This is a genomic window from Paenibacillus pseudetheri, from assembly GCF_924513355.1.
Classification (GTDB): Bacteria; Bacillota; Bacilli; order Paenibacillales; family Paenibacillaceae; genus Paenibacillus_AQ; species Paenibacillus_AQ pseudetheri.
Genome location: NZ_CAKMAB010000010.1, coordinates 2,813 through 19,533, shown reverse-complemented (window position 1 = coordinate 19,533; position 16,721 = coordinate 2,813). Strand labels below are relative to the sequence as shown.

The 16,721-nt window shown below is 43.7% G+C and carries 17 protein-coding genes and 1 pseudogene; 1 reads left to right on the top strand and 17 read right to left on the bottom strand.

Going from position 1 to position 16,721, the window contains the following annotated elements:
- Nucleotides 1-19: 19 nt before the first annotated feature.
- The 11 genes from fliE to L1028_RS11405 all read right to left on the bottom strand — a co-directional run bounded on the left by fliE (nucleotide 20) and on the right by L1028_RS11405 (nucleotide 11,624).
- Nucleotides 20-331 (bottom strand): flagellar hook-basal body complex protein FliE, encoded by a 312-nt coding sequence (fliE, locus tag L1028_RS11455; protein WP_042189451.1) that lies wholly within the window; start codon nucleotides 329-331, stop codon nucleotides 20-22.
- Between the two features lie 92 nt (nucleotides 332-423).
- Complete coding sequence (gene flgC / locus L1028_RS11450) at nucleotides 424-873, bottom strand: flagellar basal body rod protein FlgC (RefSeq protein ID WP_234533889.1); 450 nt, start codon at nucleotides 871-873, stop codon at nucleotides 424-426.
- A 6-nt stretch (nucleotides 874-879) separates the two neighbouring features.
- Nucleotides 880-1,287 carry a flagellar basal body rod protein FlgB gene (gene flgB / locus L1028_RS11445; RefSeq protein WP_234533887.1) on the bottom strand — a complete coding sequence of 136 codons (408 nt, stop codon included), beginning with the start codon at nucleotides 1,285-1,287 and terminating at the stop codon, nucleotides 880-882.
- Between the two features lie 378 nt (nucleotides 1,288-1,665).
- Nucleotides 1,666-3,066, bottom strand: a complete 1,401-nt coding sequence (gene hslU, locus L1028_RS11440; protein WP_234533886.1) for an ATP-dependent protease ATPase subunit HslU — start codon at nucleotides 3,064-3,066, stop codon at nucleotides 1,666-1,668.
- 33 nt (nucleotides 3,067-3,099) lie between these two features.
- Nucleotides 3,100-3,642: an ATP-dependent protease subunit HslV gene (gene hslV / locus L1028_RS11435; protein ID WP_042189455.1), complete on the bottom strand. Its 543-nt coding sequence runs from the start codon at nucleotides 3,640-3,642 to the stop codon at nucleotides 3,100-3,102.
- Nucleotides 3,643-3,772: 130 nt separating this feature from the next.
- On the bottom strand, nucleotides 3,773-5,128 hold the full coding sequence (trmFO, locus tag L1028_RS11430; protein ID WP_234533884.1) for an FADH(2)-oxidizing methylenetetrahydrofolate--tRNA-(uracil(54)-C(5))-methyltransferase TrmFO: 1,356 nt from the start codon (nucleotides 5,126-5,128) through the stop codon (nucleotides 3,773-3,775).
- Between the two features lie 26 nt (nucleotides 5,129-5,154).
- Entirely contained in the window at nucleotides 5,155-7,254 is a 2,100-nt protein-coding gene (gene topA / locus L1028_RS11425) for a type I DNA topoisomerase (RefSeq protein ID WP_234533882.1), read from the bottom strand.
- 36 nt (nucleotides 7,255-7,290) lie between these two features.
- Nucleotides 7,291-8,409 carry a DNA-processing protein DprA gene (gene dprA / locus L1028_RS11420; RefSeq protein ID WP_234533880.1) on the bottom strand — a complete coding sequence of 373 codons (1,119 nt, stop codon included), beginning with the start codon at nucleotides 8,407-8,409 and terminating at the stop codon, nucleotides 7,291-7,293.
- A gap of 221 nt (nucleotides 8,410-8,630) precedes the next feature.
- Nucleotides 8,631-9,560 (bottom strand): succinate--CoA ligase subunit alpha, encoded by a 930-nt coding sequence (sucD, locus tag L1028_RS11415; RefSeq protein WP_042128953.1) that lies wholly within the window; start codon nucleotides 9,558-9,560, stop codon nucleotides 8,631-8,633.
- A 62-nt stretch (nucleotides 9,561-9,622) separates the two neighbouring features.
- The gene (gene sucC, locus L1028_RS11410) at nucleotides 9,623-10,783 is read right to left on the bottom strand and encodes an ADP-forming succinate--CoA ligase subunit beta (protein ID WP_234533878.1); all 1,161 of its coding nucleotides are present in this window, start codon (nucleotides 10,781-10,783) and stop codon (nucleotides 9,623-9,625) included.
- Between the two features lie 352 nt (nucleotides 10,784-11,135).
- Nucleotides 11,136-11,624 (bottom strand): MarR family winged helix-turn-helix transcriptional regulator, encoded by a 489-nt coding sequence (locus tag L1028_RS11405; RefSeq protein WP_269321761.1) that lies wholly within the window; start codon nucleotides 11,622-11,624, stop codon nucleotides 11,136-11,138.
- 143 nt (nucleotides 11,625-11,767) lie between these two features.
- On the opposite strand from L1028_RS11405, the gene L1028_RS11400 reads away from it, so the two are divergent.
- Nucleotides 11,768-12,196: an organic hydroperoxide resistance protein gene (locus L1028_RS11400; protein WP_234533876.1), complete on the top strand. Its 429-nt coding sequence runs from the start codon at nucleotides 11,768-11,770 to the stop codon at nucleotides 12,194-12,196.
- Nucleotides 12,197-12,287: 91 nt separating this feature from the next.
- On the opposite strand, the gene L1028_RS11395 is transcribed toward L1028_RS11400, so the two are convergent.
- The 6 genes and pseudogenes from L1028_RS11395 to L1028_RS11370 form a co-directional block, all read right to left on the bottom strand.
- Complete coding sequence (locus L1028_RS11395) at nucleotides 12,288-13,994, bottom strand: YifB family Mg chelatase-like AAA ATPase (protein ID WP_234533874.1); 1,707 nt, start codon at nucleotides 13,992-13,994, stop codon at nucleotides 12,288-12,290.
- Between the two features lie 190 nt (nucleotides 13,995-14,184).
- Complete coding sequence (locus tag L1028_RS11390) at nucleotides 14,185-14,694, bottom strand: phosphoesterase (RefSeq protein WP_234533871.1); 510 nt, start codon at nucleotides 14,692-14,694, stop codon at nucleotides 14,185-14,187.
- A gap of 38 nt (nucleotides 14,695-14,732) precedes the next feature.
- Entirely contained in the window at nucleotides 14,733-15,146 is a 414-nt protein-coding gene (locus L1028_RS11385; RefSeq protein ID WP_139328534.1) for a hypothetical protein, read from the bottom strand.
- Between the two features lie 153 nt (nucleotides 15,147-15,299).
- Nucleotides 15,300-15,686 (bottom strand): YraN family protein, encoded by a 387-nt coding sequence (locus tag L1028_RS11380; RefSeq protein ID WP_234533869.1) that lies wholly within the window; start codon nucleotides 15,684-15,686, stop codon nucleotides 15,300-15,302.
- Nucleotides 15,683-15,991, bottom strand: a complete 309-nt coding sequence (locus tag L1028_RS11375) for an EscU/YscU/HrcU family type III secretion system export apparatus switch protein (protein WP_042128964.1) — start codon at nucleotides 15,989-15,991, stop codon at nucleotides 15,683-15,685. The genes L1028_RS11380 and L1028_RS11375 overlap by 4 nt, the downstream gene beginning before the upstream one ends.
- A pseudogene (locus L1028_RS11370) lies at nucleotides 15,988-16,721 on the bottom strand (DNA ligase); the annotation flags it as partial. The gene L1028_RS11375 and the pseudogene L1028_RS11370, both read right to left, overlap by 4 nt.

The following is a 16,721-nucleotide window of genomic DNA, read 5'->3' as shown; positions in this document are numbered from 1 at the left end:
GAACTAAGCTAGGAATTAATTAAATTTGAGTTCTCATAATTTCTTGATAGGCTTCTATCACTTTGTTCCGGACTTGTGTAGTCAACTGCAAACTCAGTAAAGCCTGTTGGGAAGAAATCATCACCTCGTCTATATTCACTTCTCCCAATACAAATTTATTACTCATATCCTTTGCTTGTTGTTCCTGATCTGCTACTTTAGTGAGTGCATTCTCAAGATAAGAACCAAAGCTCTCCATGGCATTAGCAGGAGTGGATGAAACTTCGGTAGATGTTGGTTTCATGGCAAGCTGCTGTACAGCTTGAACCCCATTAGTGATATTCTGTATCAACTGTTTCCCTCCTAAAAGTTTTGAAAGCATATGCTTCCTAGATTCACTTCGTACAAAACTCACTTCGGAAGCGTTCCTTGTGTTAATTACGTTTAGCGCCCAATTTCGAGTGCTTTACTTACCATAGCTTTAGATGCATTTAGCATCGTGACATTGGCTTCATAAGAACGTGATGCAGATAACATATCTACCATTTCTTTTGTAATATCTACGTTTGGCATATAGACATAACCTTCGGCATCCGCATCAGGATGGCTTGGGTTGTAAACTGGCTTTAACGGTGAAGTATCTTCTATAATGGACTGCACCTTTACACCTTCATTGTTACTACCGTTCATTTTCGAATTTAGTATATTCGAGAACTTATTACTTTCGGTAGCTTCCATAACAACAAGCTTTCGACGGTAAGGAACGGCTTTGCCATCAACCACCGATGCTCTTGTAGTTTCCGCATTGGCCACGTTGGAGGAAATCACGTCCATCCGCAATCGTTGAGCTGTTAATGCTGATGCACTTATCCCAAAACTACTTCCAAAGTTCATGCAATCTTATCCTCCTTGAATTACAGCTCGCATCATCGAAATTTGACTGTTGATCTGCTCGACATAAGAACTATACCTGAGTTGGTTCTCAGCACTTAACGCCATTTCTCGTTCTACATCCACATTGTTGTCGTTATTATTCATCGAAGTAGTTTCATCCGTACTAACGACAGCTGCTGGTACAATTCTGTTGGTACCAAAATGAAAATGTCGGGAGTCCGTTACCTTCGCGTTAAGTGTAGGTTTTATTCCACTTTCTTGTTGCTGAAGGAAACTTTCGAATGAAACATCAGAACGTTTGAAATTTGGCGTATCTTCGTTAGCCACATTATTTGCTAGAACATTTTGTCGTTTATAGGCAGCATCAATGCCTCCCTGCAATCGTTGAAAACTGACACTATTCAGCAATCCCAAGATAATTCCTCCTTTCAAAGCTATCATAATGAAATGAATTCCACAACTTCCCTTAAAAAACCTGCTTGATTTCGACAAATAAAGCAAAAAAGTCCCCTGTTTATCGATTTGTACGTCGAACCTTGTCGCAAAGTATAACTTATTAGTATTTTCACATACATTGATTTTCATTTAATTTGTATATTATTACAATAAGAAATAAGCCCTATCTTTTTAGAAAAGACAGGGCTTTTAGCACTTTATTGCTATTTTATTCCTTTTTTAACTCAAAATTATCTTTTTAATTGCATATTCTTACATTTTTTTACCTATTAATGACACCGAATTGTAATTTTCTAATTCAATATGCCCAAATCCAAAAGAATAGAATTTGTCGCATTAAAGAATATACTGACTTAAATCACGATCCTGTGCAATACTTGCCAATTTCTCACGCACATACTCTGGTGTAATAACCATAGTGTCCAGAGTCAGCTCAGGTGCTTCAAAAGAAAGATCCTCCAATAACTTCTCCAAAATCGTATGAAGACGCCGAGCACCTATGTTCTCCATATTTTGATTCACTGAAGCAGCTATTTTGGCAATTTCATAAATAGCATCTTTCTGGAACTCCACTTCAATGTCCTCAGTCTTTAACAAATTAACATATTGTTTCGTCAAAGCATTCTCTGGCTCTGTTAAGATGGATACAAAATCCTCCAGCGTCAGACTGCTTAGTTCTACGCGAATCGGAAAACGCCCCTGAAGCTCTGGAATCAGATCAGAAGGTTTAGCAACATGGAAAGCCCCGGCAGCCATGAAGAGGACGTAGTCCGTCTTCACAGGACCGTATTTTGTCATGATTGTAGAACCCTCTACAATTGGAAGGATATCCCTTTGCACACCTTCACGTGATACATCAGGGCCAGAACCCTTACCTTGACTTGCAACCTTATCAATCTCATCGATAAAAATAATACCTGATTGTTCAGCGCGTGTCACAGATTCCTGAATGACATCATCCATATCAATCAGTTTGGTTGCTTCATCCTGAATCAGTACTTTACGAGCCTCACGGATAGGAAGCTTCCGCTTCTTCGTCCGTTTCGGAAGCAAGCTACCAAACATTTCTTGCATATTCATCCCCATCTGGTCGTTCCCTTGTCCTGCAAACATATCCAGCATAGATGGCGCTGTATCCTCAACATCTATTTCAATGATATCTTCTTCCAGTTGACCAGCTAGCAGCTTAAATTTAACCCCGCGGCGGCGTTCACTTAAGCTTCCATCTGGTTCGGAATCTTCTTTAGAATCCTCTTGTGAAGAGTTCCCGCCAAAAATCATCTCAAAAGGATTCTTCTGAGATTTATTTTTTGAAGACGAAGGCACTAAAATAGAGACAATCCGCTCATTAGCCAGTTCTTCTGCACGGTCCTTCACCTTTTCCGTACGCTCTAGCTTCACCATACGAATAGAGGTCTCAACTAAATCACGCACCATAGACTCCACATCTCGCCCTACATAACCCACCTCAGTAAATTTGGTTGCCTCCACCTTGATAAACGGGGCATTAACAAGCTTAGCTAAACGCCGAGCAATCTCGGTTTTCCCTACACCAGTAGGTCCGATCATCAAGATGTTCTTAGGAACAACTTCATCACGCAGTTCCTCAGCCAGCAGACTGCGCCGATAACGATTACGAAGGGCAACAGCTACCGATTTCTTAGCTTGTTTCTGACCTACAATATATTTATCCAATTCAGCTACGATTTGACGGGGTGTTAGCGATTGGTTCACCATCGTGAATTCCTCCTTGTCTCTATGGCACTGAGCCTATAATTGCTCAACAATAATATTGGAGTTAGTATACACACATATTTCTGATGCAATCTGAAGAGCCTCACGAGCGATATCCGCAGCAGCAAGATTTGGAGCATGACGTTTAAGCGCGCGGCCGGAAGCAAGTGCAAAGTTACCACCGGAACCAATAGCAAGTACATCATCATCTGGCTCGATAATTTCACCATTTCCGGAGATCAAGAGCATTCCTTCCTTGTCCATAACAATCATCAATGCCTCAAGTTTACGAAGAATACGATCTTGACGCCAGTCTTTCGCCAATTCTACGGCTGCCCGTTGCAGGTTTCCATGATGTTCCTCCAACTTGCCTTCGAATTTTTCGAACAAAGTGATAGCATCAGCCACAGATCCTGCAAACCCTGCTATTACTTGTCCCCTGTATAAGCGACGAACTTTTCTGGCCGTCGTCTTCATTATTACACTCTCTCCGAATGTAACCTGACCATCACCTGCTATAGCTGCCTGTCCGTTATGTCTTACAGCACAAATTGTAGTCGCATGAAAGCTGGGTACCATGATTGTAGTGACCTCCTTAAGATGGGCTTTGTTCAAATATAAGAAAGTATAAGTTTCAAGATATATATTATCCTTATATTTCTCGCTTAAATGCTAACGCTTATCGTCCTTATAAAGACGCCGAAGGCGCTTATTCTTGGTTATCGATAGCCTCCGGCTCTATATAAGCGAGGCCCGTACGATTGGCGTACTCGGCAAGACTGTCTAGTGCACGATGTGCTAACATCTCATTCTTTTCTTTCTTATTACGGATTTTCTTCTCCACCTTAGGCAGAAGACCAAAATTTGCATTCATCGGCTGAAAATGCTCCGGATCAGCAGAAGTGATATAAGCAGGCATACTACCAAGTACCGTGTCTTGTGGGAAGATCAAGCCTTCTTGACCGAGTGCGGCTCTAGCAGCGTTAATGCCGGCAATCAGACCTGAGGCTGCTGATTCCACATAACCTTCCACGCCAGTCATCTGTCCAGCAAAGTACAGCCTTTCTTTACTCTTCATTTGATAAGTAGGATGCAAGAGTTTAGGAGAATTAATAAAGGTATTTCTGTGCATTACACCATACCGAACGTATTCAGCGTTCTCAAGACCTGGAATCAGCGAGAATACCCGCTTCTGTTCGCCCCATTTCAAGTGCGTTTGAAAGCCCACCAGATTGTAAAGCGTTCCAGCAGCGTTATCCTGACGAAGTTGTACTACCGCGTAAGGTAGCTTACCTGTGTGCGGATTGATAAGCCCTACAGGCTTCATCGGACCAAACAATGCTGTTTGCTTACCGCGCTTCATCATGATTTCGATAGGCATACAGCCCTCAAAGTATATCTCTTTCTCAAAATCCTTGAGCGCCGCCGTCTCTGCAGAAATCAACGCATCATAAAACACGTCAAACTCCTCTTCAGTCATAGGACAGTTCAGATATGCTGCTTCCCCTTTGTCATAACGGGAAGCCAGATACACTTTATTCATATCAATACTATCCTTCTCAACAATCGGTGCTGCAGCATCATAAAAATAGAAATACTCTTCACCTAATAGACCCTTAATTTCAGAAGATAATGCAGGGGAAGTTAGTGGACCCGTTGCAATAACAACAATCCCTTCCTCCGGTATATGCGTAAGTTCTTCATTTATGACTTCCACGAGCGGATGATTATGCAATGTACTCGTAATTTCTCCCGAGAAACCATCCCGATCCACGGCAAGTGCACCACCAGCAGGTACGGCGTGGCGATCAGCCGCACCTAATACAAGAGAGTTTAAACGTCGCATTTCTTCCTTTAATACACCCACCGCATTGCCTAAACCATTTGCACGCAAGGAGTTGCTGCATACTAGTTCTGCGAATTGATTGGTGTGGTGTGCTGGCGTCTTCACCACTGGTCTCATTTCATACAATCTTACCGGTACGCCTTGAGAGGCTATTTGCCAGGCCGCTTCACTTCCTGCGAGACCTGCTCCAATTACTGTTACCTTTGCTGTATCTGTCACTATCTTCTTTCCTCCTGTAGAGACTATTATTCTGCTAACTCATCTTCGTTGTCTAAAACTGCCTCTGTATGGTCACAAGACGTACATTGCAGCTTGGTGCCTTGCTTATTGCGTTTCTCAATCATCCAAGCCCCGCAAGATGGACATGGTTTTGTGGATGGTCTATCCCAAGAGACGAAATCACACCCAGGATATTGATCGCAGCCATAGAAGACACGCCCCTTTTTGCTACGACGCTCTACAACTTTTCCTTCATTACATTTAGGGCAAGTTACACCAATATCTTTGATAATCGGCTTCGTATTTCGGCAATCTGGAAAGCCAGAACATGCTAGAAACTTCCCAAAGCGTCCTAATTTATATACAAGTGGTTTACCACATTTCTCGCAGATCTCATCAGAGACTTCATCTTCAATCTCAATTTCTTTCATTTCTTCTTCGGCAAACACTAAGCGCTTCTCGAAAGACTCGTAAAATTCGGCAAGAACCTTCACCCAATCTTCTGAGCCTTCTTCCACATGGTCAAGATCTCCTTCCATATTAGCCGTAAACTCTACGTTCAATATTTCCGGGAAAAATTGTTCCATCTGCTCGATGACTAGTTCTCCAAGCTCTGTAGGCATGAATTTTTTCTCTTCAATCGCTACATAACCACGCTTCTGAATCGTTTCAAGCGTTGGTGCATACGTACTTGGGCGTCCTATCCCTAATTCCTCAAGTGTCTTTACAAGCCTTGCTTCTGTATATCGCGGTGGTGGCTGTGTAAAATGCTGCTTTGGCTCGATCTCTTGCTTATTTAAAGCATCTCCCGCTTCAAGTGGCGGTAAATACTTATCTTCATCTGTAGTTCCATCATCGTTACCTTCCACGTAAACCTTCATGAACCCTGGGAATGAAACCTTCGAGCCCACGGCTCTAAATGTGGCTGTACCTGCTTCAATATCAACCGAGAGTGTATCAAGAAGAGCCGAAGCCATTTGACTGGATACGAACCGCTCCCACACCAGCTTGTAAAGACGGAATTGATCCCGGCTTAAGAACTCTTTGACCATTTCCGGTTCACGAAGTGCTGAAGTTGGTCGAATCGCTTCATGCGCTTCTTGCGCTCCAGCCGCTTTCTTCGAATACTGGCGAGGGGCTTCGGGTAAGAACTTTTCACCATACTTAGCAGTAATCAGCTCTTTAGCTTCATCCTGTGCAGTGACAGATAAACGTGTCGAGTCCGTACGCATATAGGTGATCAAACCTACAGTTCCCTCTTTACCAAGCTCCACACCTTCGTATAATTGCTGGGCAACAGACATTGTCTTAGCTGCACGGAATCCAAGCTTACGAGCAGCTTCCTGTTGAAGGGAACTTGTTGTAAAAGGAGCCGAAGGATGCCGTTGTCTTTCCTTCTCCTTCACATTACTTACCTTAAAAGCTGCGTTCTTGATTGCCTCAAGGACCTCTTGAACATCGCTCTCTTGATTAAGTTCTTTCTTCACACCATTCAGCTTATGAAACTTAGCTTCAAAGACAGAATCTCGAATCCCAAGTTTAGCCGTAATACTCCAATATTCAGTAGGTACAAAAGCGGAGATTTCATTCTCACGATCCATTATGATTTTGACAGCTACAGATTGAACACGTCCAGCGGATAACCCTTTTTTGACTTTCTTCCATAATAGGGGACTAATCTTGTAACCTACTAGCCGATCCAGTATGCGTCTGGCCTGCTGTGCATTCACAAGATCCATGTTAATCTTGCGCGGAGTCTTAAAAGCATCCTTTACAGCTTGTTTAGTGATTTCATTAAATACAACTCTGCATTCCTGTGTTTGATCCAAATTTAATGCATGCGCCAGGTGCCAGGCGATCGCTTCTCCTTCGCGGTCAGGGTCAGCTGCGAGATAAACTTTTTTCACTTTTTTACTAGCGTCTTTCAATTCCTTCAATATAGAACCTTTACCACGGATAGTAATATATTTAGGGTTAAAATTATTATCAACCTCGACACCGGTTTGGCTCTTCGGCAAATCCCTAATATGTCCCATAGATGCCTTAACAATATATTTGCTACCTAGATATTTGCCAATTGTCTTCGCTTTTGCTGGCGATTCGACAATTACTAATGCATCTGCCATAAACTCTTCCTCCTCGTTAACACTCGTACCTCTATATTAAATTACCTTATAAATAGCTCCTGGTAATTGTGCTACCGCTTTTTTTATGATTAAAGATAACAGAACTGAATGCAAATGTCCAAAATCCCATCCTGTCCTCACAAGCAGATCGTCCAAAATAAAAGGTCCTTGATGCAGTATATGGTATAGGTGTAACTCCTCATTTGTCAATTTCTTTTCAATTAACAAATCGTCAGCTACCTGTTTTTGGGGACCGCTTTCACCCGTTTTTGAGAGGTTTGTCGGGAGAACAGAAGGGTATTCTTCTAAAATATCTAGTGCACCAGTTACTAGCTTTGCCCCCTGTTTAATCAGATCAAGGGCACCTCTACTTTTTGGAGATGTAATAGGTCCAGGGACTGCAAAAACATCCCGTCCTGCCTCCAAGGCTGCATCTGCGGTAATGAGTGATCCACTTCTACTATCCGCCTCTACGACCACTGTCCCGTATGTGAGGCCTGCAATAATTCGATTGCGCTGTGGAAATAACCCTGGATGACTTTTGGTTCCAAGGGGATACTCTGTTAGCACTAGCCCATCACGGGAAATCAATCGCTCAAGCTCCTTATTCTCAGGCGGGTAGACCCGATCAAGTCCTGTAGCCACTACCGCTATTGTGCCTCCACAGCTTCTTAGCGCAGCTTCATGACAAACGCTATCAATCCCCCGAGCCAATCCGCTAACCACTGTTAGACCTGCTTCACTAAGCTCTTTCGTGAGGATCTCCCCTACCTTCCGTCCATAAGCTGTTGGCACACGAGTGCCGACCATCGCTACACTGGGTGTCGATAACAGATCCAAACGCCCACGATAATAAAGAATCCATGGTGGCTGAGCCGTCTCCTTCAATAAATGTGGATAGTCTGCATCAAAAATCGTAACCATGTTCACAGCACTTTCTTCCATTAGTAATCGGCGGTTTGCTATCCACTCCAACGTATATATGGAGGCAAGTTGAATCGACATTTTTTCGCTCAACCCAACCTTTTCCCAGTCCTCAGAGCTACAAGAGAATGCTTTTTCTGACAAAAGCCCAGCTCTGCGAATCTTGTCGATAGTTTTCCAGCCAATGCCTTCCACTTCATTAAAGCCGAATAGTAGTTCCCGTTCTTCCATAGCATTTTTCGCCCCTTAACATGGAAGGCCTAGCCTTCCCTATTTTGTGTTACACATCTTGAAAACGCAAGCATTTCTTTAAATTCAATAAATTTCTATTTAAAATAAAAAAAGCAACCTTTCATCCCTAAATAGGAACAAAAGGTTGCTTACCTCTTCAATTAATTATACACGAAATAACCTCACTACGTGGAGTGATTTCTCTGTCTTAACTACACTAATTAGTGTGATGTAAAAGCATTGAGAATACCGCGCTCTTCAAGCACACTCACGAGTGTCGAACCCATTTCAGCAGGTGTAGGGGCTACCTTGATTCCGCAAGCCTCCAGTACAGCAATTTTTTCGCTAGCTGTACCTTTCCCTCCAGAAATGATAGCACCAGCATGCCCCATACGCTTGCCTGGAGGTGCAGTTGCTCCTCCAATGAAGCCTACAACTGGCTTGGTCATGTGTTCACGAATCCACTCTGCTGCCTCTTCCTCTGCCGTTCCACCGATCTCTCCGATCATGATAACGGCCTTCGTACCCGGATCTTCATTAAACAGCTTCAAAATATCAATAAATTCAGAACCTTTAACCGGGTCTCCGCCAATACCTACAGCCGAAGATTGCCCGATTCCACGCGTGGTCAGCTGATGAACCGCCTCATAGGTTAGCGTTCCGCTACGCGAGACCACTCCTACATAACCAGGCATATGAATATAACCAGGCATGATTCCAATCTTACACTCTCCAGGAGTGATAACGCCCGGACAGTTTGGACCGATCAACACTGTAGAACGACCTTCCATATAACGTGAGACCTTTACCATATCAAGCACAGGAATACCTTCGGTAATACAGATAACCAAATCCAGCTCTGCATCTACAGCCTCCATGATGGAGTCTGCTGCGAATGCTGGCGGTACATAAATCACACTAGCAGTTGCACCAGTAGCTGCTTTAGCAGCTGCAACTGTATCAAATACCGGAAGACTAACTTCACTGCCATTTTCAAGGGTGATATTAACTGTCGTTCCACCTTTACCCGGCGTTACTCCTCCAACCATTTGAGTTCCATAATCAAGCGCACCCTTAGTATGGAACAAGCCCGTTGCTCCCGTAATACCTTGCGTGATAACTTTCGTATTTTTATCTACAAGAATGCTCATGCCTTAAGTCACATCCCTACTTATATTGTCAAATACGATAACTGGCTTCAACTTCCGAGCCATTATTGCACAAGAGATACAATCTTACGGGCACCGTCCGCCATAGAATCAGCAGCTACAATGTTAAGTCCCGATCCAGCCAAGATTTGCTTACCCAATCCAACATTTGTTCCTTCAAGACGTACGACAAGCGGTTTAGTCAATCCCAATTGACTTGCCGCTTCCACAACACCGTTAGCAATAACGTCACAGCGCATAATACCGCCGAAAATATTAACGAAAATTCCATTTACCTTTTCATCCGATAGAATGATTTTAAAGGCTTCTGTAACTTTCTCGGTAGTTGCACCGCCCCCTACATCAAGGAAGTTGGCGGGTTCGCCTCCGTAATATTTAATTATATCCATCGTTGCCATCGCTAGACCTGCACCGTTCACCATACAACCAATATTGCCATCAAGCGCAATATAGCTCAGGTCATACTTTGAGGCTTCGATTTCTTTCAAATCTTCTTCATCTAGATCCCGAAGCTCTTGTATATCCTTGTGTCGGAACAAAGCATTGGGGTCAAAATTCAATTTAGCATCTAGAGCCATTACATTACCATCCGCAGTAACTACCAATGGGTTAATTTCGGCAATAGAGCAATCTTTATCCACAAAAGCTAGATATAGCGCTTGCATGAATTTCACAGTCTTGCCTACCAGTTCATTAGGTATAGAGATGCTGTAAGCTAGTTTACGAGCTTGGAAAGTCTGCAAACCTACTGCCGGATCAATGATTTCTTTAAAAATCTTCTCCGGATGTGTAGCTGCAACCTCTTCAATCTCTGTGCCACCTTCTTCAGATGCCATCATAACCACTCGACCGGTTCCTCTATCAACAACGATACCGATATAATACTCTTTGACAATTTGACAGCCCTCTTCAATGAGCAGCCGTTTTACTACCTTACCCTCCGGACCAGTCTGGTGAGTAACTAAGGTCTTGCCGAGAATTTCGCTTGCGTAAGTACGCACTTCATCGATATTCTTAGCAACCTTTACACCTCCAGCTTTACCGCGTCCACCTGCATGAATCTGAGCTTTAACTACAACAACCGGTGTACTCAGTGACTCTGCGGCTTCTACCGCTTCCTCCACTGTATAAGCTACTTTTCCATTCGGTACGGCCACACCGTACTTCTTAAGCACTTCTTTTCCCTGATACTCGTGGATATTCATAGCGGTAGCCTCCTAAAGTAGCGTGGTGACTCAGGCAGGCAGCCTGTTGTCATCTCGCCTTCCGTTTTGATTGCCGCGGGGTTAGGGATAGGCTGATGCTAAACATGCAGCACTATTCCGGAACCAACAGAAACTGCTCTACCACTCATAAAAGAATGGCCTTATTTCTGTGAGAGACATTGAGTAAATCTATAAGACTAAGCTTATACTTACCTATATGCCATATAAAGGAACCCAGAATAGTGTAACATGTTTTTAAAACGCTTTCCTTAAATATATTCATGATTTATACACATTTTTTCGCTTGATTTCATGCCGGAATGCGAACGATCGCACAGACTCCTGATCATACTTACTTTTTACTATCTTGAGTGTTCGCCTCATGAACACGATTTAACAAGCTTTTGAACTGCTCAAGCAGCTCTACAGTCTCATCGCCGGACATAGTCGTTTCTTCCATCATTTTTCCAGGAATACAAGCCGCATTGCTTTGAAGTGCCCAGCCCTGTTCCGTTAGTGAAATCAGAACTTTTCGCTCATCTTGTGTCGAACGTTCACGCACGATCAACCCTGCAGCTTGTAGACGTTTTAAAAGAGGTGTCAGCGTACCCGAATCCAAAAATAGCGCCTCACCAATTTCTTTAACCGTGCATTGCTGCCGTTCCCATAACACAAGCATTACTAGATATTGCGAGTATGTTAAACCGATCTTATCCAAATAAGGTTGATACAGCTTTGTGATCTCACGAGAGCAAGCATAAATCGTAAAACAGAGTTGATTCTCAATCAGCAGCTCAGGTGTAGTCGTCATCTTTTGCATATCTTCTTCATTCATTTTCATATCTTATTCACCTGCCTTATGCCCTTATTTTATCATAATTCACTCATAACATCATGTTAATAGCAAAAAATTAATTTGACATTATAGTTAATTGTGATAAATTAGATTGTACACAAATTAATTATGAATTGGAGAGATACAAAATGATGACCATCCAGCAAAAAATGTATGAAACCACTGTTAAAGCCGTAGGAGGAAGAAATGGTTTTATCGAATCAGAAAGCCCTAAGCTCAATCTTACAATCAGTACACCACGCGAAATGGGAGGTGCCGGTGGAGATGGTACCAACCCTGAACAATTATTTGCAGCTGGATATTCCGCTTGTTTCGATAGTGCACTAAACATGGTCGCTCGACTCGGAAAGGTGAAAATTGAAGGTAGCGAAGTAACGGCTACAGTAAGCTTTGGTAAAGTTGAAGATGGAGGTTTTGGCATAGCCGTTAAGCTTGATGTGCTAGTTAAAGGCGTCGACAGAGAAACCGCAACCTCTTTAGTAGAAGCTGCTCATGGCGCTTGCCCATACTCCCGCGCAACCCGCGGCAATATCGCTGTAGAATTGAATGTACTGTAAGAAAGTATTATAAACACCCTTAGGGTGGAATCAATAACCCAAAATATAGAGCAGCAATTCGCCAATAAAGGGAATTGCTGCTCTATTTAGTTTATTCTTCTGTCATCGCCTGCCGGTCTAAATTACGGTACTGCACTGCCTCCGCAAGATGCGCGGAAGTAATATCCGGTGCGCCTTCCAGATCAGCTATTGTACGGGATAGCTTAATAATTCGATCATGCGCTCTCATGCTTAAACCTAAATTCTCCAGAATGTCATACAACAATTGGGCACCTTCACGGCTAAGACTTGCATATCTCCGAAGGGAAGCGCCGGAAAGTTCACTATTCCAAGAAATAGGCAAGCGCTTAAACCGTTTAGCCTGTATCGCCTGTGCCGCCATCACCTCTGCATACATCTCAGCCGAAGATAGAACAGGCCCCTGCCGATCCCATTCCTTTGGGCGAGGAACATCCACCTGTAAATCAATACGATCCAATAAGGGTCCTGATATCTTTGCGCGATATTGGGCAATCCTAGCGGGGCTGCATGTACAATGTTGTTGAGAAAGATTACTCCCAAAATAACCGCAGCTACAGGGATTCATCGATGCGGCCAGCATGAATTTTGAAGGATAGGTAAAGGAAGCTCGAGCACGACTTATGGTAACAACCCCGTCTTCGAGCGGCTGGCGCAACACTTCAAGTACATTCCGAGAGAATTCGGGCAACTCATCTAGAAAGAGAATCCCTCGATGTGCAAGACTAACTTCTCCCGGCTTTGGAATGCCTCCACCCCCAATAAGGCCTGCGGCAGATATTGTATGATGGGGAGAGCGAAAAGGACGACTACGCAGTAAGCCGCTGTGGGCATCTTTCAAAGTTCCGGCTGCGCTAAAAATTTTGGTTACTTCAAGAGCCTCACTCTCAGACAATTTCGGAAGGATGCTTGGAAGGCGTTTAATCAGCATCGTCTTCCCTGTTCCGGGTGGACCGATGAGCAATATATTATGCATGCCCGCTGCCGCAATGGTTAGGGCTCTTTTTACATGTTGTTGCCCTAGCACATCACTGTAATCATCCATCATCTCGTTCATTCCATATGAGGAGTCCTCAGAAGTACCGTAAACTGGGGTATATTTAAGATGTTCCAAAGAAAGGACAAGAACCGAAGGTCGGTCATTAGCATCTATCCCCTTGGTCACAGTTACAGGAAAAGGAAGAGATGATAAAGAAGGCATATCTTCGGAAACTCCACCACTTCGTTGATTCTGTTCGTCTCCCCCTTTTATCCCCTTAGCTGAATTGAACGGTGATTCTTCCGGGTTCGGTAATGCGCACAAATGGTTGATTGCGTATATACTTATGCCACTGATCAAAGCTGCCTCAGCAGCGTTCCCTTCGGGAAGGAGTACAGCCTTAAATCCATTTTTACGCGCAGCTTCCACCATTGGTAGAACACCCGATACTGGACGCAGACTACCGTCAAGCGCAAGCTCTCCAATAAAAAGCACCTCATTGGCTGAGGGCATTATCAGTTGACCACTAGTTATCAGTATCCCCAGAGCAATCGCAAGGTCAAAGGCAGAGCCTTCTTTTCGTAAGTCGGCTGGTGCCAGATTTATCGTAATGCGCTGCTGGGGATAACGATAACCACAGTTCTTAATAGCGGCTCTTACTCGTTCTACTGCCTCACGAATTGCAGAATCAGGCAGACCAATGATATTCGTCTGTGGCAATCCATTCGCAAGATCAATTTCAACACCTATCATTACCCCTTCAATTCCATACAGACATGCACTATGCATTTTTCCATACATAAAAACACCTCTTTTCCTGAAATACACCCCTGTTTGGGTGTCAAATCTTCAAGAAAAAAGGTGCTTCCTTATTTTCCGGTTATAAATTAGCTATTATATCTCATTATATATAGGTAACCTTAGCGTAATCAAGAATAATAAATAAATATCACATTGCATAAATGCGCAGTTATAACCCCATAGACCTACATTAACCTTCTTCACTAACTATGACAGAGTCCCTAATCTGTTCAAAAGTCAACGGTTTATAGTTCCAATGCTCTACACAAATGTTAAAATAATTCTTTCCTTCATATTTTTGTCCGTGAATATGACCATGCACATTTACGTAAGGCATATGTTTATTCATATACATAGGCTCATGAGAGAGAAAAAAGAAATCCTTATAAATCAGCGGATATTCACTAACCTCGTCAAAGCCTGCTTCAAGCCACCAATCCCGACCGCGTCCCCGATCATGATTGCCGAGAATTAGAATCTTATAGCCATGTAACCTCTCTACAATAGCACAAGTCGCTTCCTTATTAAGAAACGAAAAGTCTCCCAAATGAAACACTTTATCATCCGGATTCACTACCGAATTCCAACTCTCAATCATGGCTTCATTCATTTGCCCAACATCTATAAAGGGTCTGGATTCAAAATCAATAATCAACTTATGCCCAAAATGATGGTCGGATGTAAAAAAAACGTTAGCCATGTTCACCCTCCTTTCTTTTTTGATCATAGTTTGTATGATTATCTCCAGTCACGCCGCTTATGTGATCGTTTTTTATTATCGCTCTGGATCAGTTCAGCTAGAGGGGGAGTCTCTTCATTCTCAATGAGCCAGCCACGCATCTCTTTAATCGCTTCTACCTGTCCATTTCCTTTATCACGCCATGTAAGAAGCTCTATGACTTTTATAACAAGCGCCAAGAGACTGCTATTGCTATTTTGTGATTTATCAGCACGGATTTTTTGAAATAGCGCCTCATTTTTCCAATCGATTAATATTTCCTCAGCTATAGTGGGCCGCATAACCGTGAAGTTCTTATTGCAATTTGCACAACAGACAACGGATACTGGCTCTGCGGTAAATTTCACTTCAATCTTCTGCTGGCAATATTGGCAAGCAAAACTAACCTGCATCTCAAAAGGTTTATTCTTCACTTAAACAGCCCTCCTCATGATGACATTAAAAAGTTACTCTAATGTTTACCCATTTCTTTTGAGAAATGACCCAATGTGCGGAGGCTATGTAAAGACTTTTTTCACAAGAATGCCAGTGCCCATAATGAATGGCGTGAGAATATGGGGTGCAGCTTAAAAAGCCTCACGTATATGCCCCAAAGAAGCGATACTTAAATCTTCATTCAGTAAAATGCTAATGACGTCAAAAGTTACTCTTCGATCATCATAACCTTTCATATGCAAATAAACCTGTGCTGTATTTCGCACTTGATGTATTTTTCGAGTATTCACTGATTCCTCCGGAGTCCCTTGATATAGCTCTCCACTACGACTGCGAACTTCAACAATAATAATACAGCCTTCGTTCTCCGCAATAATATCAAGTTCTCCGGTTCGACAACGCCAATTTCGTTCTAATATCTTGTACCCGCAAGTAGATAAGTACTGCACAGCCCCGTCTTCAGCAGCGGCTCCCTTCTCTTTGCGGTTGTAGCGCCCTCTTGTGTATGGCTCTTTCATTCCGGTCTCCGTTCACCGGCGGAACGGTCGCTCTGATACACAAAGCTGAGGATTTCAGCCACTAGCTGATAAAGTTCAGATGGAATCTGTTGATCAAGATCGAGCTTTGAAAGAACTTCTACGAGAGCTGCGTCCTCTTGGACAGCAACCCCACTCTCTTTAGCTTTTTGCAGAATCAGATCCGCTATCGCCCCTTGTCCTTTGGCGACAACGACAGGCGCCTCGCTTTGTCCTGGGCTATATTTGAGAGCGACCGCTTTTTTGAGCCCTTGTGAAATTGGAGGTACAGGCTCATTCTCGTTCATATACGGTAATCCACTCCTTTATAAGCATCAGGAACATAATCAACAAGCTTACTATGGGGATTGGCAAGCTCTGTAGATAGCTTTAGTTCTGGTAAAGGTTCAGTTCTTAATCCCGACAACTGATAACCAATAGATTCTACTGCCGTTTTAATGTCATCACGCCGCTGTTCCAGCAGTTCAAGCACCCAAGGATGATCATTATGCAGCTTAAGACTAACGATTCGATCAACAACCTGCACATCAACCAGCGTCTGGCCGATTTGCTTCATATCCAAATCAAACCAGAGCCTGCAATTGGCAGCATCTAATTCCCCCTTGCGTCCCCGGCGCGACTGAATATGAACGGAAGCTGTCTCCTGCCCATCTGGACCTTGCAGCGGCAAGAATAAAGTTACTTGCGCGAAAGGAGCGGTTCGATCTGTATTAAGCAACAGCTGTTGTCCTGTCAGCTGCTGCACTAGTCCGCTCGCGGCTTCTTTTACCGCAGGCGGCACCTCGCTGCTGCTCATGATCTGCAGCAGCACGCCCTTCAAGGTATCGGCGGCTTGTTCGCCTCCGACACCCGCACTGCCAAGCGCGGCTGTACCTGCCGCCGCGCGGGCCGTCTCAGCGGCGGCTACTGCGCCGCCGCGCACCGCCTGCTGCTCGTGCTCCGCACCGAGTAGCTTCAGCACCCGCCCCACCCACGACTCCGCGTCCGCGGGTGGGGCGGTGTCCGGCTGCACCGGCG